Below are 20,355 nucleotides of genomic sequence, written 5' to 3'. Positions count from 1 at the left end.
TCCCAATCGGAGGACGGTGGCAGGTCGGGCGCCCCGCCATGCGGTTGGCGCCGTCCCCGCCGGGTCAAAGCATCAAGCCATCAGGCCATCAAGCCACGTTCGCGCGCCAGGGTCATGGCGGTGTCTTCGATCATGTCTTCCTGACCACCCACCAAGCGTTGGCGGCCCAGTTCGACCAGAATCTCGCGCGCCGGAATCTTGTACTTGGCTTCGGCGCGCTTGGCGAACAGCAGGAACGAGGAGTACACGCCCGCATAGCCCAGCGTCAGCGCATCGCGGTCGATGCGGATCGGGTGGTCCATGATCGGCACGACCAGGTCTTCCGCCACATCGGCGATGCGGAACACGTCGACGCCGGTCTCGATGCCCATGCGTGCACACACGGCCACGAAGACTTCCATCGGCGTGTTGCCGGCGCCGGCGCCGAGGCCCGCTGCGGCCGCGTCGATGCGGTTGGCGCCGCAGGCCACGGCGGCCAGCGAGTTGGCGACGCCCATGGCCATGTTGTGGTGGCCGTGGAAGCCGAGTTCCGTTTCGGGGCGCAGCGCCTGGCGCACGGCGGTCAGCTTCTCGGTCACGTCGTGCGGCAGCATGTGGCCGGCCGAATCGGTGATGTACAGGCAGTTGGCGCCATACGATTCCATCAGCAGCGCCTGCTTGACGAGCTGCTCGGCCGGCGCCATGTGCGCCATCATCAGGAAGCCCACCGTATCCATGCCCAGCTTGCGCGCCATGCCGATGTGCTGTTCGGACACATCGGCCTCCGTGCAGTGCGTGGCCACGCGGATGGTGTGCACGCCCAGGTCATGCGCCATGTGCAGGTGCTCGACGGTACCGATGCCCGGCAGCAGCAGTGCCGACACCTTGGCCTGCTTCAGTTCGCCGAGCACGGCGCGCAGGTAGTCCTCATCGCTGTGCGCGGGGAATCCGTAGTTGACCGAAGCGCCGCCCAGGCCGTCGCCGTGCGTGACTTCAATCAGCGGCACGCCAGCGGCGTCCAGCCCGCGCGCAATGCTCTTCATCTGCTCCAGAGAGATCTGGTGGCGCTTCGGGTGCATGCCGTCGCGCAGCGTCATGTCATGCAGGGTAATGCGTTGTGTCATGTCGATTGTCCTCGGGCTCAGGCTCAGGCGAGTGCCGGTTCGGCTGCGGGCAGCGAACCATCCAGCAGTGCGGTGGCAATGCGTTCCGCGGTGCGTGCGGCAGCGGCGGTCATGATGTCCAGGTTGCCGGCATAGCGGGGCAGGTAGTCACCCAGGCCTTCGACTTCCATGTAGATGGACACGCGCTTGCCGTCGAACACCGGGCCGTTCTTCAGGGTGTAGCCGGGCACGTACTGCTGCACGTCGGCAATCATGGCGTGGACGGACTTGGTGATCGCTTCCACATCCGGCTCGTCTTCCGTCAGGCAATGCACGGTGTCGCGCATGATCAGCGGCGGCTCGGCCGGGTTGATGATGATGATGGCCTTGCCTTCGCGTGCGCCGCCCACCTTCTCAATGGCGCCCGATGTGGTGCGCGTGAATTCGTCGATGTTCTTGCGGGTGCCCGGGCCGACGGAGCGCGACGACACCGTCGCCACGATCTCGCCATAGGCCACCGGCTGCACGCGCGACACTGCATAGACGAGCGGAATGGTCGCCTGCCCGCCGCAGGTGACCATGTTGACGTTCATGGCGTTCGAGCCCAGGTGCGCGTCGAGGTTGACCGGCGGCACGCAGAACGGCCCGATGGCCGCGGGCGTGAGGTCGATCATGCGCACGCCGCGTGCGGTGAGCTTGTCGGAGTGCTCGCGGTGGACGTAGGCGGAGGTCGCGTCGAAGGCGATGCGGATGCCGTCGGCCTCCAGGTGGGGCAGCAGACCGTCAACGCCCTGGTCGGTGGTCTTCAGGCCCATTTCACGGGCGCGTGCCAGGCCTTCCGAGGCGGGGTCGACGCCGACCATCCAGACCGGCTCCAGTACCGTGCTGCGACGCAGCTTGTAAAGCAGATCGGTGCCGATGTTGCCGGGGCCGATCAGGGCGCATTTGATTTTTTCCATGGGGCTTCCTTCGGATGATGGGCGCGCAAGGGCACGCACAACGTGCCCTTGCGCGGGAGCAGCGTCAGACAAAGTCCGCCGTGCAACTGCCAATGCCGCTGATGTGCATGCGCAGGCGGTCTCCGGCCTTCACCGGGATCAGCGCGGCGAGCGAGCCGGAGAGGATGGTCTCGCCGGCTTCCAGCGCAACGCCAAGTTCGCCCAGCGTATTGGCGAGCCATGCGACGGCGGCGGCCGGATGGCCTTGCACGGCATCACCGCGGCCGGTGGCGACGCATTCGCCGTTCTTCTCCAGCGTCATGGTGCAGGCGGCCAGGTCCAGCCCTTCGGGGCTGACACGCGTCTGGCCGAGCACGTAGACGCCGCACGAGGCGTTGTCCGCCACGGTGTCTTCAATGCGGATGCGCCAATCCTCGATGCGCGAATCGACGATCTCGAAACAGGCGCAGACGGATTCGGTGGCGGCCAGCACGTCTTCAGGCGTGATGCCGGGCCCGCGCAGGCTGTGCTTGAGCGTGAAGGCGATCTCGCCTTCGGCGCGCGGCGCGATGAGGGTGCCGGCGGGAATCGCCTGACCTTCCGCGTAATGCATGCTGGCCAGCAGCATGCCGAAATCGGGTTGGTGCACGTCCAGCATCTGCTGGACGGGTTTGCTGGTCACGCCGATCTTCTTGCCGACGATGCGGTCACCGGCTGCCAGACGATGGGCAAGGAACCGCTGCTGGATGCGGTAGGCGTGTTCGATCGTGAGACCGTGGCCGCGGCTGCTCAACGGCGCGACCGGCGCGCGCGCGACGAGGGCGCGATGGAGTTCTTCGCCGAGGCTGGCGATCAGATCTTGTTGCATGGTGGAGTGGGGAAGCAGTGTGCCGGCGGGTGCCCGCTGGTATTGAGATCCATGCGGGCGCCCGTCACATCACAGGTCAGGTGCCAGAGCTGCGGGCGGCATCCGGCGAGAAGTAGCCGGGGTTGAACTGCGGGCTGTTGTTCAGCACAGGCATCACGTTCTCATTGGACAACCGGTCGGCCAGGTATGCGCCCGAGGCCAGGTCGTGGTAGAAGGTGACCCCCGTGTAGAAGGTGTGTGCATCGTAGGCATACAGCGTGGTTGCCATGTTGGTGCGCCACAGATTGCCTTGCGCGTCGAAGTTGTCGGCGAGCACGGCAATCCAGCTGTCCTCGTCCAGATAGAGGCGGCGCTTGGAGTACTGGTGGCGGTAGCCCGACTTGAGGGTCGCTTCCAGCACCCACACGCGGTGCAGCTCATAGCGCATGAAGTCCGGGTTGGCGTGGCCCTTGCCGAGCATGTCCTTGTACTTGATCGACGCGCTCATCAGCTTGTAGTTGTCATACGGCACATAGACTTCCTTCTTGCCGACGATCTTCCAGTCGTAACGCACGCCCGTGCCGTTGTAGAGGCGGTCGTCATCCACGGTGCGGAAGCCGCCTGTGCCATTGGGCTGGTCGAAGCCATACTCGGGCGCCTGACGCACGCGGCGGGTGCCGGGGTTGTACATCCAGGTCCGGTTGCCGTTGTCGCTGTTGTCATCCCACAGCGAGTAGCCGACCAGGACCGTGCCGCGGTCGCGCAGCGGCAGCAGTGTGGTCTGGCGGAAGAACGTTCGGTCATACAGTTCGTTCTTCGAGTCGACGGTGCCCGTGTTGCGCATGGAGAAAATGTCGTAGCGCACGCGCCCCCACGCGATATTGCCTTCCGGATAAACCACGGCCTGGTCGTAGGTGGCGGCCTCGGCGCCAATGCCGGACGACAGCCGCAGGTTCCACATCAGTTCCACGCCGTTCTTGGGAATGGGGAAGGGAACGATCGGCGGCGCGTTCTTGATGCCGTTGGCGGCTTCGGCGGTCATGGTCGACGTCGGCGCCAGGGTGCGGATTTCCTTATAGACCGCGTCGGTGAAGCGGAAGTCGCGGTGCGACGGATAGACCGGGATCTTGAACGTCTCGGGGTAGCGCTTGAGCAGCGCCTTTTGCCCGTCGGTCAGGTGATTCTCGTACTGCGCCATGTTCTGCGCGGTGATGACCACCACCGGCTTCTCGTTGGCGTACGGGTCGGGATACCGCTCACCGGCCTGCCATTTCACGCCCGGCGGCGTGCCGAGCCACTTGCCGTTCCAGGCGGGGATCTCGCCGTCCTTGCTGCCGGCGCGCTCGGCACCGACGGGGGTCAGTTTGCTGTCGAGCTGTTTGAGTTCGTCCGCGCTGTTCGCCGCGAAAGCGGCGGTGGCGAGCGCCATGCCGCTTGCCAGCAGCATGGCGGGAATGCGCAGTCGGGGTGTGGGTCGCATTGCTGTGTCTCCTTGGGATGATGCCGGCCACCCGGAGGCGGCCAGTGTGCCTGTATGCCGGTGTGCCGGTTTAGAACGAATACTTCGCGTTGAACGCTACGTAGCTGCGGTCAGCCAGCGGACGATCGTTGAGGTCGGCCCCGCCCATGAACTTGGCATACGTCAGGTTCAATTCCAGGTTGTTGAGGTACTTCATCGTGACGCCGATGCTGGCGCGGCGGTCGCCTGCGCCATACAGGGAGCCGAATGCGCCCGGCACCGAGCTATGCCCGCTGATCGCCTGGGCATAGTTAAGCGGCACGGTCATGTCCCAACCGTCGAACACGTTGTTGTAGGTGAGGGACCAGCCGATCTGCGCCGCCACCGCATCACGCGAGTTCGTGAGCACGCTCTGGCCGTAGACCGGATCGACGCTGAGCACGTGGATGTACCCGATTTCTGCCACCAGGCTTTGCGAGTTGGCCAGCTTGTTCGGGCCGATCGAGTAGATGGCCGACAACTGGCCCTGCACGACCTTGCCGCGCGTTGCAGTCGGCGAGCCTTGCACATTGACCAGCATCGGCTGGCCGTCCTTATAGCTCACTTCGCCGGCCACGTTGGCCCCGAACACCTGCGTCGAGAAGCTGGCGCCGGTCAGGTTGATACCGCTGAAGTACTTCTGCTGGTACTGCAGCGTCGGGAACATCGAGATCAGAACGCTCGGGTTCTTGTCGCTGTACCGCAACTGGTACAGGCCGATCTCGGTGTCTTCGGCCACGCGGAAGCGCGTGCCGATACCCCACTGGCCGGCGTTGGTCGGCTTGATGTCGGGCCCGCGCGGAATGTTGAAGCCGGGGCCGGCGATCAGGTATTCCGAGCCTGGGCCGACGATGTCGCTGGTGCTGAAGAAGCTGCCCGGCGGAAACAGTTGGTTCTCCTTGTAGACGAACTGGTAGTAACCCATCACGCTGAGCGACGGGTTGATCTGCCATTGCAGCGAGGCCTGCGGCACGGGCAGCAGAATGTCCTTCACTTCCGCGCCGGGCACGAACGACTTGGTGGCATCCACCGGGCCTTGCGCGCCGGCGATGTTCGGGAAGTACAGGCTCTCGCCCCAAGCCACGACCTGGTTACCGATCTTGCCGCTCAGGCGCGTGTCGCCGATGCCGACTGCGCCATAGGCGTAGGCATCCAGCAACTGTGCGCGCTGGCCCTGGAAATTGCGCGCATACGTGGTGAACTCGTTGAAGGCGCCGCTATGGTTGACGGTGCCGGGCGCATTGTTGGCGTTAGTGCCTTGGTATGCCGTGTCATAGAAGGCGCTGCCGCGCACGAACAGACCATAGTCGCCGTGCTGCAGATTGCCTTCGCCCAACAGCGATGCGCGATTGGTGATCAGGCTGCCGCGATGGAAGTTGCGGTTGCCGTCGTCGCCGTTGATGTTGGCCGGCGACAGAAGCGTGTCGCTTGGCTTGCCCGTACGCATCGCCACGCCGTAGTTGGCCGTGAACGAGTAGCTCAGCGAAGTGTCGTTGCCGAGATCGACGGAGTTGTCCGCCCATGCTGCAGGTGCGAACAGCGTAGCAAGTGCCGCGGCGATGGCCGAGGGGCGCAGCGTACGCTGCAGCCGGGTCGGTTGATTTACGGGTTTGTCCTGCATCAGTCTCCTCCTGGGTGTGGTCAGCGCTGGGCCTGCAGCACATGCCTGGCCTCTTTTCTTGTGGCAAGCCTAAGGAGCGAGGTATGCGCTGAAATCGTCAGAACGGACTAGTCCAGCGAAATTCGACGAATGGCGTCGCACGGCCCTCGCTGCAGATGCCCGCGTGGGGCCGGGACAGGGCAAGAACGCGGTCACCGTCTTGTATCGGCTTCAGGGAAATCCCCCAGAGATTGGCCACTGCGATCAGCGGCCCGCAGGCGTTGGAGCTGCAGCCGTAAGGAAGGCGGGACGTTCGCCGCCGCCATCGATCACGAGGTTGGCGCCCGACACATAAGCCGCCTGCGGCGAGGCCAGGAACAGGCACGCGTTGGCGATGTCGGCCGGGTCTGCCAGCCGCTCGAGCGGCACGGTGGCGCAGACGCGTTGCAGCGCATCTGCGTCGCCGTAGTGCCCTTGCTGTGCGGTTTCGGTCAGCACCAGGCCGGGGCTCACCGCGGCAACGCGCACACGTGGCGCCCACTCCACGGCAAGCGTGCGCACTGCGTTCAGGATGCCGGCCTTGGCGGCGCCATATGCCGCCGTGCCCGGCGAAGGGCGCAGTGCACTGACGCTGCCGATGAACAGCTGCACGCCACCGCTGGTCTGCTTGTGCATCACAGCGTTGGCACGCTGCGCCAGTTGCAGGGGCGCCACCAGGTTCAGGCGGATGACGGACTCCATCAAGCGCGGCGAGGCGTCTGCGGCCAATGCGAAAGGCGAGCCCCCCGCGTTGTGGATCACGATGTCCAGCGTGCCGCTCTTGCTCACGATGGTGGAGAGCAGTGCGTCCATCTGTTCGCCGTCACGGATGTCGGCGGTGATGAATTCTGCGCGGCGCTGCGTGCCGAGCGAAAGCGTTTGCGAGTCATCGGGCGGGGTGCGTCCGCACGTGTAGACCGTGGCCCCTGCATCGAGAAAGGCCTCTGCAATGGCGGCGCCGATGCCGCGCGCGCCGCCGGTGACGAGCACGGTCTTGTCTTTGAAATCGAATCCCATCATGGCGTGTTTGGCCTGGTTGGCCTGCGTTCTGTGGTGAGGTGGTGAGCGAAGAAGTCAGCGCCGATGGTAGGGAAAACCGCGCCTGCGCTCGTAGTCCGAAGAGACGATGCTGGTGGCTGGGGTGGGGAAGATGATCGTCGCCAGACAACCAGACACGGAGCCTCACCAATGTCAGCTTCACAATCGTCGATCACGCTGCCCGTCGGCCGCTACGTAACCACGGCCACCGGGCTACGCCTGCATAGCACCGAGGCCGGCAGCGGCGAGCCGGTGGTGTTCATCCACGGCAGCGGGCCGGGGGCGAGCGGCCACAGCAACTTCAAGTACAACGCGCCGGCCTTTGCGGCAGCGGGCTATCGCACCGTGGTGGTGGATCTGCCGGGTTACGGGCTGTCGTCCAAGCCCGACGACGTGGAATACACGCTGGACTTTTTCGTGGCGGCGCTGCGCGAGCAACTGCAGGCGCTGGAAGTGGGACGCTGCGTGCTGGTGGGCAATTCTCTGGGTGGCGCGATCGCGCTGAAATACGCCCTGGACTACCCCGCGGACGTGAGCCGCCTGGTGATGATGGCGCCCGGCGGCGTGGAAGAGCGCGAGACCTACTTCCAGATGGAAGGCATCCAGAAGATGGTGTCGCTCTTCACCGGCGGCCACATGAACCCGGACACCATGCGCCAGCTGCTGCAACTGCTGGTCTATGACACCAGCATGGTGACCGATGCGCTGGTGGAAGAGCGCATGAACGTGTGCCGCCACCAGCCGCGCGAGGTGCTGGCCACGATGCGCGTGCCGAACCTGTCTGACCGCCTGGGTGAGGTCGCTTGCCCGGTACTCGGCTTCTGGGGCACGGAAGATCGTTTCAACCCCGTGGGCGGCGCCATGAAATTCCTGGAAAGCTGCAAGGATGCGCGCTGCGTGCTGATCAACCGCTGCGGCCATTGGGTGATGGTCGAACATCGCGATTACTTCAACCGTGAGTGCCTGGGTTTCCTGGCGGACACGGCGAACGATAAGTGATCGCTTGTTGGCTTGGTATCGACAGTCGTAACGCCAGGGTGCCAGTCCCAACCGTTTGCGCAGGCAGACGGGCTGAAAACCTAGTCTGGTTAGACGATGTGGACGGGCGCTCCAATCTCTAACGTGAATCCATCAGACCGGCAAAAGCCGGCGATCGCCAGACGAACCAACGGATTGGCGTTTTGTGGAAGGAGACAGCAATGAAAGCCGGACTGTATGCAAGCTTTCTCGTAGGGTTGGGCGCAACGTTGGCGCTGGGGCTGGGCACGGGTGTCGAGCCATCATCGGCGCCGCTGGCCGTCAGCCAGCTTGGCGATGCGTTGCAGCACCTCATGAATATCGACGACGCTTCAGCGGCCCCGGTCGCGGCATCCCTGCGATGCGACGATGCGTGCCACCAGAAATATGACGTGACGGTGGTCGACGTCCTGAACCATCTCCCCCGCCAGTAAGAGACGGGCGTTCCGCGCGCCAGTCGTGCGGCCGTGAATGCCGCTCTGCCTCAGACCGGGCCAGCTCCATGATGGACGTGGCCCGGCGTCTGCCTTTAGCTCGCCTGCACCGCGGCGCCAGCGTTGCTGCGACGGGCGGTGTGGAGCGCCTCCGCACGTTGCTTCACGTCGCGGGCCACCTGATCGAACCCCGCCTTCACCCACGCACCGTGCTCGCGCATGATGGTCTCTGCATTGAGCCCGAGGAACAGGTCTGTCGTGAAGTAGCGTGAGCGCTGCGGGCCGACGGCTTCGATGTACTGGTCGCGCCGCGCGGCGTCCTTGTTGTCGTCGGTGGGGCGCTGTTCCCATGACAGCAGCCGCTCCGGCTCCCACGCCACCAGATATTCATTGACGGGAATGGTCTGGTCCGTGCCGGGGATGCGCACCTGCATGTGCACCATGTCGCCCAACCGGCCGGTGGTCTTCAAACCTGGGCAGAAGGTGTTCCATTCTGCGTAGTGCTCGAAGTCGGTCAGCACCTCCCACACCAGCGATGCCGGCGCGTTGATGTCCACCTGGATCGATGTGACGAGATTCTCTGCTTTTGCCATGGGCTCCTCCGTGAAACGGTGTCGTTGGAAATCAGGAAATAAGAAAGGGCGCTCAAGACGCCCCGTTTTTGCTTGCTGTTAGCCCATCACCACCACGCTCGATAGCAGCAGCTTCACGAGCACGGCCTGCCGCGTGGCACCCGTCTTGGAGAAGATGCCCCGCAGGTGGGCGCGCGCGGTGTTCTTCTTGATGCCGAGCCGGGTGGCGGCTTCGTCCAGCGTCAAGCCGTCCACCATCAGCAGGGCGAGTTCGATTTCGGTGGGCGTGAGGTGGAACAGCTTGCGCAGGTTGGCGTGCGTGTTGCGCGGCGAGCCCGCCGGGTCGCGAATGAACACGGCCACGGCGGGCCGGTGCGCCTTGTCTTCCGCGCGATAACTGAGCGGGATGGGGCGCACCAGCACGCTGAGCGGCGTGGGCACTTCGGGCCGCGTCAGCGTGGTGACTTCACTGCGCATGTTGGCGGTGGCCTGGGCTTCGACCGCGCCTTCCAGGATCTTGCGGAACTTGCGGTTCTCCACCGGGCAGTGCGCCTGCAGCATGCCGTCGGCGACATGGAGGCCATCGCGCGCGCGCAGCAGGCGGTTGGCCATGTCGTTGGTCTTCATCACCTTGCCGCGCTCGTCCAGGATCACGGTGCCGACCAGCAGGCGATCGACGGCGCCCTCATACAGGGTGCGCTCCGACTCCAGCACGTCGAGCCGCGCGTGCAGATCGACGGCGCGCTTCAGGTGGGGCAGCAGCCCGCCCAGCAAGGTCTTGTCGGCATCGTCAAAGTCCTGCCCGTCGTGGTTGCGGCTCACGAACAGCGCGCATTCCACCCCATTGGGGGTGACGAGGTTGACTGCGAGGATGTAGCGCAGGTCGAGCGGTTGCAGGTATTGCACATAGAACGGGTGGGCCAGCCAGCCGGTCTGTCCGAACAGTTCATCGGCGCTGAACAGCCGATCCGGGTGCAGGTCCAGAAAGGGGCACAGGGCGTAGTACTGCTCGCTGTACGAGGGCTCGCCCGGTAGCAGCGGGCCGTAGTGCGACGCGTTGACGATCAGCCCGGGCCGGCAGGTGGCGGGGTGCCGTAGCACCAGCGTCACGAAGGCCGCACCCAGCCGCAGGCGCACGCTTTCGAGAAAGCCGGCCCAGGGCACTGCCTCGGTCGGCCCCTGGTAGAGCAGGTCGAGCAGGGCGCTCAGTTCGCTGGCCGGCAGCGGGTCGGGCAACTTCATCGTGATTCCTCGCGTCGCGACAACGGAAAAAGGCGGCGCGGGCCGCCTTTCCCATCGTACGGATCGAGGCGCTGGCCTCATCGTCCGTTTGCAGTAGACGCCATCAAGCCTGGCCCACCGTGCCCGACTCCCGCAGCCACGCGACGATGCGCTCGGCCGCCTGCTCCGCCGTGTCGACGGTGGTGTCGATGCGGATCTCCGGTTGCTCGGGCGGTTCGTACGGCGAGTCGATGCCGGTGAAGTTCTTCAGCTCACCGCGGCGCGCCTTGCGATAGAGCCCTTTGGGGTCACGTTCTTCTGCCACCGCCAGCGGGGTATCGACGAAGACTTCGATGAACTCGCCCTCGGCCACCAGTGCCCGTGCCATCTCGCGCTCGGAGCGGAACGGCGAGATGAACGACACCAGCACGATCAGCCCGGCATCCAGCATCAGGCGCGACACTTCGGCCACGCGGCGGATGTTCTCCACGCGGTCGGCCTCGGAGAAACCCAGGTCCTTGTTCAGGCCGTGCCGCACGTTGTCGCCGTCCAGCAGATAGGTGTGGTGGCCGAGTGCATGCAGGCGCTTTTCCACCAGGTTGGCAACGGTGGATTTGCCCGCGCCCGACAGCCCGGTGAACCACACGATGCGCGGCGTCTGGTGCTTGAGCGCGGCGTGCGCGTGGCGGTCCACATCGATGGCCTGCCAGTGCACGTTCTGCGCGCGGCGCAGGGCAAAGTGCAGCATGCCGGCGCCCACCGTGTTGTTGGTGAGGCGGTCGATCATGATGAAGCCGCCCAGGTCACGGTTGCGCGCATACGCTTCGAACACCACCGGCTGATCCAGGTGCAGGTTGCACACGCCAATCTCGTTCAACTCCAGCGTGCGCGCGGCCAGATGTTCCAGCGTGTTGACGTTGACCTTGTACTTGGGCTGCGCCACCGTCACGCCCACCGTGCGCGTGCCGAGCTTGAGCAGGTAGGGGCGGCCGGGCAGCATGGCCTCTTCGTTCATCCACACCAGCGTGGCCTCGAACTGGTCGGCCACGGCGGGTTGGTCTTCGGCACAGGCCAGCACGTCGCCCCGGCTGACATCGATCTCGTCTTCCAGCGTGAGCGTCACCGCCTGGCCGCGTACCGCCTGCGGGCAGGCACCGTTCGCACCGATGATGCTGGCCACGCGGCTCTCGCGGCCCGACGGCAGCGAACGCAGTCGATCGCCCACGCGCACTTCGCCGGCGCTGATGGTGCCGGTAAAGCCGCGGAAGTCCAGGTTGGGGCGGTTGACCCACTGCACGGGCAGGCGGAACGATTCGTCCTGCGTGGGTGCGTTGTCGATCGGCACGTTCTCCAGGTGCGCCATCAGCGTGGGGCCCTGATACCACGGCGTATTGGCGCTGTGCGCCGTGATGTTGTCGCCGCGCAGGGCCGACATCGGAATGCAGACGATGTCCGTCAGGCCGATCTGCTGCGCGAAATCGCGGTATTCGCGTTCGATGGCGTCGTACACATCGCGCGAGTAGTCCACCATGTCCAGCTTGTTGACGGCCACCACCACGCGGCGGATGCCGAGCGTGGACACCAGATAGCTGTGGCGGCGAGTCTGCGTCTGCACGCCGCGGCGGGCGTCCACCAGCAGCACGGCCAGGTCGGCGGTCGAGGCGCCGGTCACCATGTTGCGGGTGTATTGCTCGTGCCCGGGGGTGTCCGCCACGATGAACTTGCGCTTGTCGGTGGCAAAGAAGCGGTAGGCCACGTCGATGGTGATGCCCTGTTCGCGCTCCGCGGCCAGGCCATCCACCAGCAGCGCGAAGTCGAGCTGGTCACCCTGCGTGCCCATCTTTTTCGAATCGGCTTCGAGCTGGGCGAGCTGGTCTTCGAACAGCATCTTCGACTCGTACAGCAGGCGGCCGATCAACGTGCTCTTGCCGTCGTCGACGCTGCCGCAGGTGATGAAGCGCAGCAGCCCCTTGTTCTTCTGGGCGTGCAGGTAGTGCGCGACGTCGTTCTGCGCGTCATTGGGTTGCACCGATTGCGCCATGGCGGGCGCGGCTTCCAGTAGCGTTTCCATCAGAAATAGCCCTCCTGCTTCTTCTTCTCCATCGACCCGGCCGAATCGCTGTCGATCAGCCGGCCCTGCCGTTCGGACGTGGTGGCCAGCAGCATCTCGCGGATGATCCCGTCCAGCGTGTCGGCTTCGCTCTCGATCGCACCGGTCAGCGGGTAGCAGCCCAGCGTGCGGAAGCGCACGCGGCGCATGGTCGGCTTTTCGCCGGGGCGCAAGGGCAGGCGGTCGTCATCGACCATGATCAACGTGCCGTCGCGCTCCACCACGGGACGTTCCTTGGCGAAGTAGAGCGGCACGATGGGGATGTTGTTCAGATAGATGTATTGCCAGATGTCGAGCTCCGTCCAGTTCGACAGCGGGAACACGCGCAGGCTTTCGCCCTTGCGCTTGCGTGCGTTGTACTGGCGCCAGAGTTCGGGGCGCTGCATCTTCGGGTCCCAGCGGTGCTGCGCGGTGCGCACCGAGAACACGCGCTCCTTGGCACGCGATTTCTCTTCGTCGCGCCGGGCGCCACCAAAGGCTGCGTCGAAGCCGTAGTGGTCCAGCGCCTGCTTGAGCCCTTGGGTTTTCCAGACGTCGGTGTGCACGGCCGAGCCATGCTCGTGCGGGCTGATGTTGCCCGCGATCCCATCCGGGTTGATGTGCACACGCAGGTCCAGCCCTAGCCGTTCGACGGTCTGGTCGCGGAAGGCGATCATCTCGCGGAACTTCCACGTGGTATCGACGTGCAGCAGCGGAAACGGCGGCTTGGCCGGGTGGAAGGCCTTCATGGCCAGGTGCAGCATCACGGCGCTGTCCTTGCCGATGGAATAGAGCATGACGGGGTTTTCGCACTCCGCCACCACTTCCCGCATGATGTGGATGCTCTCCGCCTCCAGTTGCTCCAGGTGGGTCAACATCGTTGTCTCCTCTTCACTTGCCGGCCCCGTTCACGAATGTCGCGGGGTGCCTGGCATGGTGAAAAGGTAGCGATCCGGGGGGCTGCCCAACTTCGTCCGGGCGGACTAAAAAATGGCGGGCCGCGCCGCACGTTTTCTAGTCCAGGTGGAGGAGGTAACCGCAGGGATGCGCTTGGTACCGTTGCTTCGACGCGCTGACAGGGCCTGCCTGTTGCGCATACGGACAACGGGAGCGAAGCACATGGCGATTTCTGCCGAAGAGCAGTTGTTGAGTGGCCAGACCTGGGCCGAATTTTGCGACGTCCTCAAGCGCAGCGGGCAGCAGATCCTGCGCACGGAGGCGCCGACCGATGCATTGACGCGCGCCGAGGGCTATCGCTACCTCAGCCGGCTGCTGCGCATTGCGCTGGAAATGCACGTGGAGTTTGCCGATCCGGCGTTCCCCGGCTTCTTCTCGCCCTCGCACGAAACCGCGAAGATCGGCGCGGACAACCCCGACAACCTCTACCGCTACGCGCGCCTGGACGGCACCGCCGCGTATCGCATTCGCGGCCGGCGCGGCACGGTGGCGTACCTCAGCTTTGGCACGCAAAAGGGCGGGTACGAAACCGACGGCCGCATGATCCAGACCGGCTTCATCGACAGCAACAAGCTGGCGGTGGCGCCGGATGGGAGCTTCGAACTCATCCTCAGCGCGCAGCCGCACGACGGCAACTGGGTGCGCATGGAACCGGCCACCAATGCGCTGGTGGTGCGCCAGACCTTCCTCGATCGCAAGGCGGAGACGCCGGCCGAGTTGCAGATCGAGCGTATTCAGGAGTCGGGCGCGGAAGACAAGCCCACCCCCTTGAGCGCCGAACGCCTGCACGGCGGCCTGCTGCGCGCGGCCGGATTTGTGGAGAACACGGCGCGCATCTTTGCCGACTGGGCGCAGGGCTACGGCACCCACGTCAACGGACTGCCGCCGGCAGACCAGGCGGTGTGCCAGGCCGCGGGCGGCGATCCGAACATCTTCTACTACCACTCGCAGTGGGCCTTGGAAGACGACGAAGCGCTGGTGGTGGAAGTGGACCGCGTGCCCGAGTGCGAATTCTGGAACTTCCAGATCAACAACTACTGGATGGAGTCGCTCGACTACCGCTATCACGACATTTGTCTGAACAAGCACAGCGCACAGCTGGATGCCAAGGGCGGCGTCACCGTCATCCTCAGCGCGCGCGACCCTGGCCTGCCCAACTGGCTGGAGACCGCCGGCCACCGCAACGGCACCATGTGCTGGCGCTGGGTGGGGGCGGGGGAACCGACGAACGCGGCGCATCCGCGTACGCGCGTGGTCAAGGTGGAGACGTTGAAAGCGCTGAAGGAGGTCGCATGAATACCCTGGCTGACCGCATGCTCGTGCTCGACGTGGACCGCCTTCTGGCGCAGGCCACCGAGCAGACGGGCGGGCTGACGGATTTCGGCCCCGGCAACTACCGCGAAGCGCTGGGCGTGCTGTTCGATTCGCTGGCGCGCGAGGCCAACCTGTCGCCGCAGGGCGTGCATCTGCTGCACAGCAAGCTGCTGGCGCAATTGGTGAACCGGCTCGTCATCCAGGAGTACTGCCGCCACCATCCGGAAATTCTGCAGGAGCGCATTGAAGACCCGCTGGTGATCATCGGCTTGCCGCGCACCGGCACCACGCTGCTGCAGCGCATGCTGGCCACCGATGCGCGCTTCCATTCGGCGGCATGGTGGGAAACGCGCTACCCGGCGCCATTGCCCGGGGAAGGCGTGCGCGATGCGGGCTCACGTATCGCCCGTGCCAAAGAGGAAGTCGCGCAGATGGTGCACTTCATCCCTGACATCCTGGCCATCCACCCGCTCGACGCCATGCAGGCCGACGAGGAATTCATGCTGATGGAGCACGCCTTCCTGTGCGCCATGGATTCGTACGTGAACGTGCCGACCTACAGCGCGTGGCGTGAGCGGCAGGATCAGACGCCCGTCTACACGTACCTCAAGACGATGCTGCAGTTCCTGCAGTGGCAGAAGCGCCAGCGTGGTGAGCCAGCGGCGCAGCGCTGGGTGCTGAAGACGCCCCAGCACCTGCACGCGGTCGACGTCCTGTCCCAGGTCTTTCCCGGCGCGCAGGTGGTGCTGACCCATCGGGACCCGGCCCAGACCATTCCGTCGATGGCCAGCATGGCGCACACGCTGTGGAAGATGTATGCCGACGCGCCGGACGCCACGGCGGTCGGCCAGCAGTGGAGCGCGCAGCTGCGGCGCGCAACCGAACACGCCATGGCCGTGCGCGACCGCATGCCGGCCGACCGCTTCCTCGATGTCCGCTTTGAAGACACGGTGCGTGATCCGTTTGGCGTGGTGGAGTCGGTGTACCGCTTTGCCGGCATGCCGCTGACCGACGCCGCCCGCGCCGGCATGCAGGCGTGGATGGACAGCAACCCGCGCAGCCAGCGTGCCGCGCATGCCTATACGCTGGAGCAGTTCGGCCTGAGCCAGGCGCAGATCGAACGCGACTTTGCCGGCTACCGCGCACGGCACGTACTGGGGAACTAAAGAGCAACTAAAGAGCAACCCAACCTAGACCAGCGCACCGCGCACAACGGAGACAACACATGCTGTTGAAAGACAAGATCGTCATCGTATCGGGCATCGGGCCCGGCCTGGGCGTGAAGCTGGCGGTGGAGGCGGCCCGCGAAGGCGCCCGCGCCGTGGCCATCGCCGCCCGCACGCAAGCCAAGCTGGACGACGCGCAAGCCCGTATTGCTGCATTGGGGGTGGACTGCGAAGTCCTGAGCGTGCCGACCGACATTACGGATCGCGCGCAGTGCCGGGCATTGGCGGCGGAGGTCATGCGCAAGTACGGCCGCATCGATGCGCTTGTCAACAGCGCCTACCAGCACGGCAACTTTCCCGAGGCGGTGGAAGCCGCTGACCTGGATGTCTGGCGTGATGTGTTCGAGACCAACGTGTTCGGCACCATGACGCTGACGCAGGAAGTGGCTGCCCTGATGAAGCCGCAGGGCCACGGCGCCATCGTGATGATCAACACACAGGCCACGCGCAAGCCGATGCCGGGCGAATCGGGCTATGCCGCATCCAAGGGCGCGCTGACGGTGGCGGTCAAGTACCTCGCGCGCGAGCTGGGCAAGTACGGCATTCGTGCCAACAGCATCTTCATGGGCTGGATGTGGGGCGCGCCGGTGCAGGGCTACGTGCAGTGGGCCGCCGCAGAGCAGGGCGTGAGCGAAGCGCAGATCGTCGCACCGATTGCCTCGCAGATTGCGCTGGGCAAGATGCCGACCGATGACGACTGTGCTCGCGCCGCGCTGTTCCTGGTGTCGGACTACGCACGTGCCATCAGCGGAGCCTCGCTCGACGCCAATGGCGGCGACTTCATGGCCTGAACGCGGCGACTGGAGCCCCGCAATGACCCGCTACTTTGCCTTCAATGGCGATGCCGATGGCCTGTGCGCGCTGCAGCAGCTTCGCCTGGCGCAGCCGTGCGAAGCCACACTCGTCACCGGCATCAAGCGCGATATCCGTCTGCTGGAGCGCATCGACGCACAAGCCGGCGATGTCGTGACCGCGCTGGACATTTCGCTCGACCAGAACCGCGGCGGGTTGTTGCGTTTGCTGCAAGCCGGTGCGTGGGTGGACTACTTCGACCATCACCATGCCGGCGAGCTGCCCGATCATGCCGGACTGCGCACCTATATCGACGAGGCCCCCACCGTCTGCACCAGCATCCTGGTGGACCGGCATCTGGAAGGGCGCTATCGCCGTTGGGCCATCACGGCTGCATTCGGCGACAACCTGACCCCTGTGGCCCATGCAATGGCGGAACAGGCGGGCCTGAGCGCGCAGGACACCGCAACGCTGGAGCAGCTCGGCACGTGCCTCAACTACAACGCCTACGGCGAGTGCGTGGCCGACCTGCATTTCGACCCCGCAGCGCTGGCGCAAACCATGCTGCCCTTCGAAGACCCGCTGGCGTTTGCGGCACAGAGCGCCGCCTACCACGTCCTGCGTGCCGGTTATGAAGACGACATGGCTTGCGCCCGAGCCATCGGGCCGGTGCACGAGTGCTCGGGTGCTGCCGTGCTGGTTCTTCCGGATGCGCCGTGGGCACGCCGCGCGATCGGCGTGCTGGGCAATGAACTCGCACGCACGCGCCCAGGGGATGCCATTGGCCTGTTGTCCCCAAAAAGCTCGGGCGGCTATGCCGTCAGCGTGCGCGTGCCGGCCACGAGCCCGACCGGTGCCGCCGACTTCTGCCGCGGCTTCGAAACCGGCGGTGGGCGTCGCCTGGCGGGCGGCATCAACCACCTGCCGGATGCGGATATGGAACGCTTCATCGGCAGCTTTTCTGCCCGCTTCGGCAAGTCGTAGACAAGTTGGGGACGCCCCGTCGGCTGCAGACAAGTCGCGCGAAGACACCCACACAAACGTAGTCTGGTTGGACGAAGACGAGATGCGGCGAGCCCGCTACCGTGACTGCTCTGCTGGGCAGAGCGGGCCCATACCCACCGAGTCTGGCCGATATCAAAAATCAAAAGGGGGGGAGTCTATGCACGTCACTGGTCAAGGGTTGCTGCGCGCGCTGCGCAGGGCAGCCGGTACGCTGGTCTGTAGCGCTGTGCTGACCGGCATGCTGAGCGGCTGCAATATGGACAACGATCCGCCGACCCAGCAGTCGATCCGGCACGTGTTCGTGCTGACGATGGAGAACAAGAATTACAACGACACCTTCGGCACCAGCACACAGAATCCCGACCTGCAAGCGATGGCGAAACAGGGCGCGCTGCTGACCCAGTACTTCGGCACCGGCCACGTGAGCCTGGACAACTACATCGCGATGATGAGCGGCCAGCCCTCCACCAAGGAAACCGAGAGCGACTGCAACCTGGGCTTCAACGACGTGGTGGCCGACGGCTGGGATGCCGGCAACCCCAAGGTGCTCAAGGCCAAGGACGGCAAGGGTTGCGTGTATCCGAACACCGTGAAGACTTTCGTCAACCAGCTGGATGAACTCAATCTGACCTGGAAGGGCTACATGGGCGACATGGGCAACGACCCGACCCGTGAGTCCGCCACCTGCGGTCATCCGAAGATTGGCGCGATGGACAACACGCAGGCCGCCCAAGCACCCACGGCCGACGTGCCGAAGGGCGATCAATATGCGACCCGCCACAACCCGTTCGTCTACTTCCATTCCATCATCGACGACCAGGCCTACTGCGACAGCCACGTGGTGAACCTCGACGCCAATCTGCAAAAGGATCTGCAGTCGATCAGCACCACGCCCAACTTCGTATTCATCACGCCCAACCTGTGCGACGACGGCCATGACGGCGATGGCACCGGCGCCAAGCCCTGCGTGAACGGCGACAAGGGCGGCCTGACCTCGATCAACGATTTCGTGAAGAAGTGGGTGCCGATCATCCAGGCGTCACCCGCGTACAAGCAGGACGGGCTGATCATCATCAACTTCGATGAGTCGGCCGACATGGTGCCGGCGGGCAAGACCACCGTGAACGGTGTGACGACCATCACGGTGAACCTGCCCGGCGATGCGTGCTGCGGCCAGCAGGCCGGGCCGAACGTGACGCGCCCGGACGACGTGATTCTGCAGGTCTCTCCGACACTGCAATACAAGCTGCATTACGTGGGCGTGGGCGGTGACCGCACCGGCGCAGTCATGCTGTCGCGCTTCATCAAGCCTGGCACGGTCAGCAATACGCCGTACAACCACTACTCGATGCTCAGGAGCCTGGAAGACATCTTCCAGACCCACGGATACCTGGGTTACGCCGACGACAAGAATCTGGTGACGTTCGGCAACGACATCTTCACCAACCTGCAGTGGTAACCAGCGGTTGGCGCCAGGCAAGAAGGGCTGTCGCCAGTGCGGTGGCGCTTCTTTGCCTGGTGGCTTGTGCTCGGCAGGCGGAGCCCACGGCTGCCAAGCCATCCAACCAGGCGCAGGCCGAGATCGGCCGGCTGGCGTTTTTCGATGCGTCGCTGTCAGCGTCGGGGCGCATGTCGTGTGCGACCTGCCATAGCCCCGACCATGCTTACGGCCCGCCGAATGCGCTGGCCGTGCAACTGGGCGGCCCAGAACTCAAGGACCACGGTACCCGCGCGGTACCGTCGCTACGCTACCTGCGGCGCACGCCGATCTGGTTCAAGACCTTTACGTCCAACGCGCGCGAGCGGCTGACCGAGACCGACAACGTGCCGGTGGGTGGCTTCACCTGGGACGGCCGCTTCAACACCCTGGCGGAGCAGGCAACCGCGCCGCTGCTGGCCGCCAATGAAATGGCCAACCCCAGTGTGCGCGCCGTGGTGGAGCGTCTTGCCAGGAGCGCCTACGCCGCGCGCTTTCGAGAGGTCTTCGGGCAAGACATCTTTTCCCGCCCCGAGGCCGCCTTCGCAGCGCTGGGGCAAGCGTTGCAGCGCTTCCAGCTCGACGACGCGAGCTTCCAGCCCTACAGCAGCAAGTTCGATCAATACCTGGACGGCAGGGCGCAGTTAAGCGCGCAGGAGCAGCGCGGCCTCAAGCTGTTCAAGGATCGCGACGGTGGCAACTGCGCGGCTTGTCATACCGTTGAGCCCGGCGCCAACGGTGCGCACCCGCTCCTGACCGATTTCAGCTTCGCGGCCGTCGGGGTGCCGCGCAATCCGGACATTCCGGCCAACGCCGATCCCAACTACTACGACATGGGCCTGTGCGGCCCGGTACGATCAGACCAGCAGGCAGAGCGCGCCTACTGCGGCCTGTTCAAGACGCCCACGCTGCGCAATGTGGCCACGCGCGGCGCGTTCTTTCACAACGGACGCTTTCATACGCTGGAAGAGGCGCTGCGCTTCTACGTGGAGCGGGATACCGCACCGCAGAAGTGGTATCTGCATGCGGGCAGCCGCCGGCAGTTCGATGATCTGCCCGAGGCGTTGCAGGACAACGTCGACCACATCAACGCGCCCTTCACGCGCCACAAGGGTGACAGGCCCGTGTGGTCGCAGGCGGATATCCGTGATGTGATGGCCTTCCTCAAGACGTTGAACGACGGTGATATTCCATAGAGCGTGGTGGTGC

Annotated in this window: 18 protein-coding genes; 8 read left to right on the top strand and 10 right to left on the bottom strand. The window is 65.1% G+C overall.

Annotated elements, in window-relative coordinates; genetic code table 11:
• Positions 1-80: 80 nt before the first annotated feature.
• From dmpG to C404_RS57250, 6 genes are all read right to left on the bottom strand, one after another.
• Positions 81-1,103: a 4-hydroxy-2-oxovalerate aldolase gene (gene dmpG, locus C404_RS57275; RefSeq protein ID WP_021197669.1), complete on the bottom strand. Its 1,023-nt coding sequence runs from the start codon at positions 1,101-1,103 to the stop codon at positions 81-83.
• A 23-nt stretch (positions 1,104-1,126) separates the two neighbouring features.
• Complete coding sequence (locus C404_RS57270) at positions 1,127-2,041, bottom strand: acetaldehyde dehydrogenase (acetylating) (RefSeq protein ID WP_021197668.1); 915 nt, start codon at positions 2,039-2,041, stop codon at positions 1,127-1,129.
• A gap of 64 nt (positions 2,042-2,105) precedes the next feature.
• Positions 2,106-2,888: a 2-oxopent-4-enoate hydratase gene (gene dmpE, locus C404_RS57265; protein WP_021197667.1), complete on the bottom strand. Its 783-nt coding sequence runs from the start codon at positions 2,886-2,888 to the stop codon at positions 2,106-2,108.
• Between the two features lie 76 nt (positions 2,889-2,964).
• Positions 2,965-4,347: a DUF1329 domain-containing protein gene (locus C404_RS57260; protein WP_031330245.1), complete on the bottom strand. Its 1,383-nt coding sequence runs from the start codon at positions 4,345-4,347 to the stop codon at positions 2,965-2,967.
• Between the two features lie 70 nt (positions 4,348-4,417).
• Entirely contained in the window at positions 4,418-5,986 is a 1,569-nt protein-coding gene (locus C404_RS57255) for a DUF1302 domain-containing protein (RefSeq protein ID WP_021197665.1), read from the bottom strand.
• Positions 5,987-6,229: 243 nt separating this feature from the next.
• Entirely contained in the window at positions 6,230-7,024 is a 795-nt protein-coding gene (locus tag C404_RS57250; RefSeq protein ID WP_021197664.1) for an SDR family oxidoreductase, read from the bottom strand.
• 168 nt (positions 7,025-7,192) lie between these two features.
• On the opposite strand from C404_RS57250, the gene C404_RS57245 reads away from it, so the two are divergent.
• Both C404_RS57245 and C404_RS57240 read left to right on the top strand, forming a co-directional pair.
• A complete protein-coding gene (locus C404_RS57245; RefSeq protein ID WP_021197663.1) occupies positions 7,193-8,041 on the top strand; it encodes an alpha/beta fold hydrolase in 849 nt (282 codons plus the stop codon).
• A 200-nt stretch (positions 8,042-8,241) separates the two neighbouring features.
• Positions 8,242-8,493, top strand: coding sequence for a hypothetical protein (locus C404_RS57240; protein WP_021197662.1), 252 nt, complete (start codon positions 8,242-8,244; stop codon positions 8,491-8,493).
• 95 nt (positions 8,494-8,588) lie between these two features.
• Here C404_RS57240 and C404_RS57235 read toward each other — a convergent pair whose 3' ends face one another.
• From C404_RS57235 to cysD, 4 genes are all read right to left on the bottom strand, one after another.
• Positions 8,589-9,086, bottom strand: coding sequence for an SRPBCC domain-containing protein (locus C404_RS57235; RefSeq protein WP_021197661.1), 498 nt, complete (start codon positions 9,084-9,086; stop codon positions 8,589-8,591).
• 78 nt (positions 9,087-9,164) lie between these two features.
• On the bottom strand, positions 9,165-10,307 hold the full coding sequence (locus C404_RS57230; protein WP_021197660.1) for a helix-turn-helix transcriptional regulator: 1,143 nt from the start codon (positions 10,305-10,307) through the stop codon (positions 9,165-9,167).
• Between the two features lie 103 nt (positions 10,308-10,410).
• Positions 10,411-12,357 (bottom strand): sulfate adenylyltransferase subunit CysN, encoded by a 1,947-nt coding sequence (cysN, locus tag C404_RS57225; protein WP_021197659.1) that lies wholly within the window; start codon positions 12,355-12,357, stop codon positions 10,411-10,413.
• A complete protein-coding gene (cysD, locus tag C404_RS57220) occupies positions 12,357-13,253 on the bottom strand; it encodes a sulfate adenylyltransferase subunit CysD (protein ID WP_021197658.1) in 897 nt (298 codons plus the stop codon). The genes cysN and cysD overlap by 1 nt, the downstream gene beginning before the upstream one ends.
• 241 nt (positions 13,254-13,494) lie before the next feature.
• On the opposite strand from cysD, the gene C404_RS57215 reads away from it, so the two are divergent.
• The 6 genes from C404_RS57215 (at position 13,495) to C404_RS57190 (ending at position 20,342) form a co-directional block, all read left to right on the top strand.
• Positions 13,495-14,628, top strand: a complete 1,134-nt coding sequence (locus C404_RS57215) for a DUF1214 domain-containing protein (RefSeq protein ID WP_021197657.1) — start codon at positions 13,495-13,497, stop codon at positions 14,626-14,628.
• Positions 14,625-15,812: a sulfotransferase family protein gene (locus tag C404_RS57210; RefSeq protein WP_021197656.1), complete on the top strand. Its 1,188-nt coding sequence runs from the start codon at positions 14,625-14,627 to the stop codon at positions 15,810-15,812. Before C404_RS57215 ends, C404_RS57210 begins: the two co-directional genes overlap by 4 nt.
• Positions 15,813-15,871: 59 nt before the next feature.
• The gene (locus tag C404_RS57205; protein ID WP_021197655.1) at positions 15,872-16,663 is read left to right on the top strand and encodes an SDR family oxidoreductase; all 792 of its coding nucleotides are present in this window, start codon (positions 15,872-15,874) and stop codon (positions 16,661-16,663) included.
• 22 nt (positions 16,664-16,685) lie between these two features.
• Entirely contained in the window at positions 16,686-17,648 is a 963-nt protein-coding gene (locus C404_RS57200; protein WP_021197654.1) for a hypothetical protein, read from the top strand.
• Between the two features lie 178 nt (positions 17,649-17,826).
• Positions 17,827-19,128 carry an alkaline phosphatase family protein gene (locus C404_RS57195; RefSeq protein WP_021197653.1) on the top strand — a complete coding sequence of 434 codons (1,302 nt, stop codon included), beginning with the start codon at positions 17,827-17,829 and terminating at the stop codon, positions 19,126-19,128.
• Positions 19,129-19,187: 59 nt separating this feature from the next.
• Positions 19,188-20,342 (top strand): cytochrome c peroxidase, encoded by a 1,155-nt coding sequence (locus tag C404_RS57190; protein WP_235180694.1) that lies wholly within the window; start codon positions 19,188-19,190, stop codon positions 20,340-20,342.
• Positions 20,343-20,355: the final 13 nt, after the last annotated feature.

This window comes from Ralstonia sp. AU12-08, assembly GCF_000442475.1.
GTDB lineage: Bacteria > Pseudomonadota > Gammaproteobacteria > Burkholderiales > Burkholderiaceae > Ralstonia > Ralstonia insidiosa.
Note: the sequence above shows the minus strand (reverse complement) of the source record. Positions and strands in the feature narration are given on the sequence as shown.

What these genes read in the sequence shown, in the direction of transcription:
- dmpG (WP_021197669.1), bottom strand. Translation starts at nt 1,103, where the DNA reads ATGACACAACGCATTACCCTGCATGACATGACGCTGCGCGACGGCATG.
- C404_RS57270 (WP_021197668.1), bottom strand. Translation starts at nt 2,041, where the DNA reads ATGGAAAAAATCAAATGCGCCCTGATCGGCCCCGGCAACATCGGCACC.
- dmpE (WP_021197667.1), bottom strand. Translation starts at nt 2,888, where the DNA reads ATGCAACAAGATCTGATCGCCAGCCTCGGCGAAGAACTCCATCGCGCC.
- C404_RS57260 (WP_031330245.1), bottom strand. Translation starts at nt 4,347, where the DNA reads ATGCGACCCACACCCCGACTGCGCATTCCCGCCATGCTGCTGGCAAGC.
- C404_RS57255 (WP_021197665.1), bottom strand. Translation starts at nt 5,986, where the DNA reads ATGCAGGACAAACCCGTAAATCAACCGACCCGGCTGCAGCGTACGCTG.
- C404_RS57250 (WP_021197664.1), bottom strand. Translation starts at nt 7,024, where the DNA reads ATGATGGGATTCGATTTCAAAGACAAGACCGTGCTCGTCACCGGCGGC.
- C404_RS57245 (WP_021197663.1), top strand. Translation starts at nt 7,193, where the DNA reads ATGTCAGCTTCACAATCGTCGATCACGCTGCCCGTCGGCCGCTACGTA.
- C404_RS57240 (WP_021197662.1), top strand. Translation starts at nt 8,242, where the DNA reads ATGAAAGCCGGACTGTATGCAAGCTTTCTCGTAGGGTTGGGCGCAACG.
- C404_RS57235 (WP_021197661.1), bottom strand. Translation starts at nt 9,086, where the DNA reads ATGGCAAAAGCAGAGAATCTCGTCACATCGATCCAGGTGGACATCAAC.
- C404_RS57230 (WP_021197660.1), bottom strand. Translation starts at nt 10,307, where the DNA reads ATGAAGTTGCCCGACCCGCTGCCGGCCAGCGAACTGAGCGCCCTGCTC.
- cysN (WP_021197659.1), bottom strand. Translation starts at nt 12,357, where the DNA reads ATGGAAACGCTACTGGAAGCCGCGCCCGCCATGGCGCAATCGGTGCAA.
- cysD (WP_021197658.1), bottom strand. Translation starts at nt 13,253, where the DNA reads ATGTTGACCCACCTGGAGCAACTGGAGGCGGAGAGCATCCACATCATG.
- C404_RS57215 (WP_021197657.1), top strand. Translation starts at nt 13,495, where the DNA reads ATGGCGATTTCTGCCGAAGAGCAGTTGTTGAGTGGCCAGACCTGGGCC.
- C404_RS57210 (WP_021197656.1), top strand. Translation starts at nt 14,625, where the DNA reads ATGAATACCCTGGCTGACCGCATGCTCGTGCTCGACGTGGACCGCCTT.
- C404_RS57205 (WP_021197655.1), top strand. Translation starts at nt 15,872, where the DNA reads ATGCTGTTGAAAGACAAGATCGTCATCGTATCGGGCATCGGGCCCGGC.
- C404_RS57200 (WP_021197654.1), top strand. Translation starts at nt 16,686, where the DNA reads ATGACCCGCTACTTTGCCTTCAATGGCGATGCCGATGGCCTGTGCGCG.
- C404_RS57195 (WP_021197653.1), top strand. Translation starts at nt 17,827, where the DNA reads ATGCACGTCACTGGTCAAGGGTTGCTGCGCGCGCTGCGCAGGGCAGCC.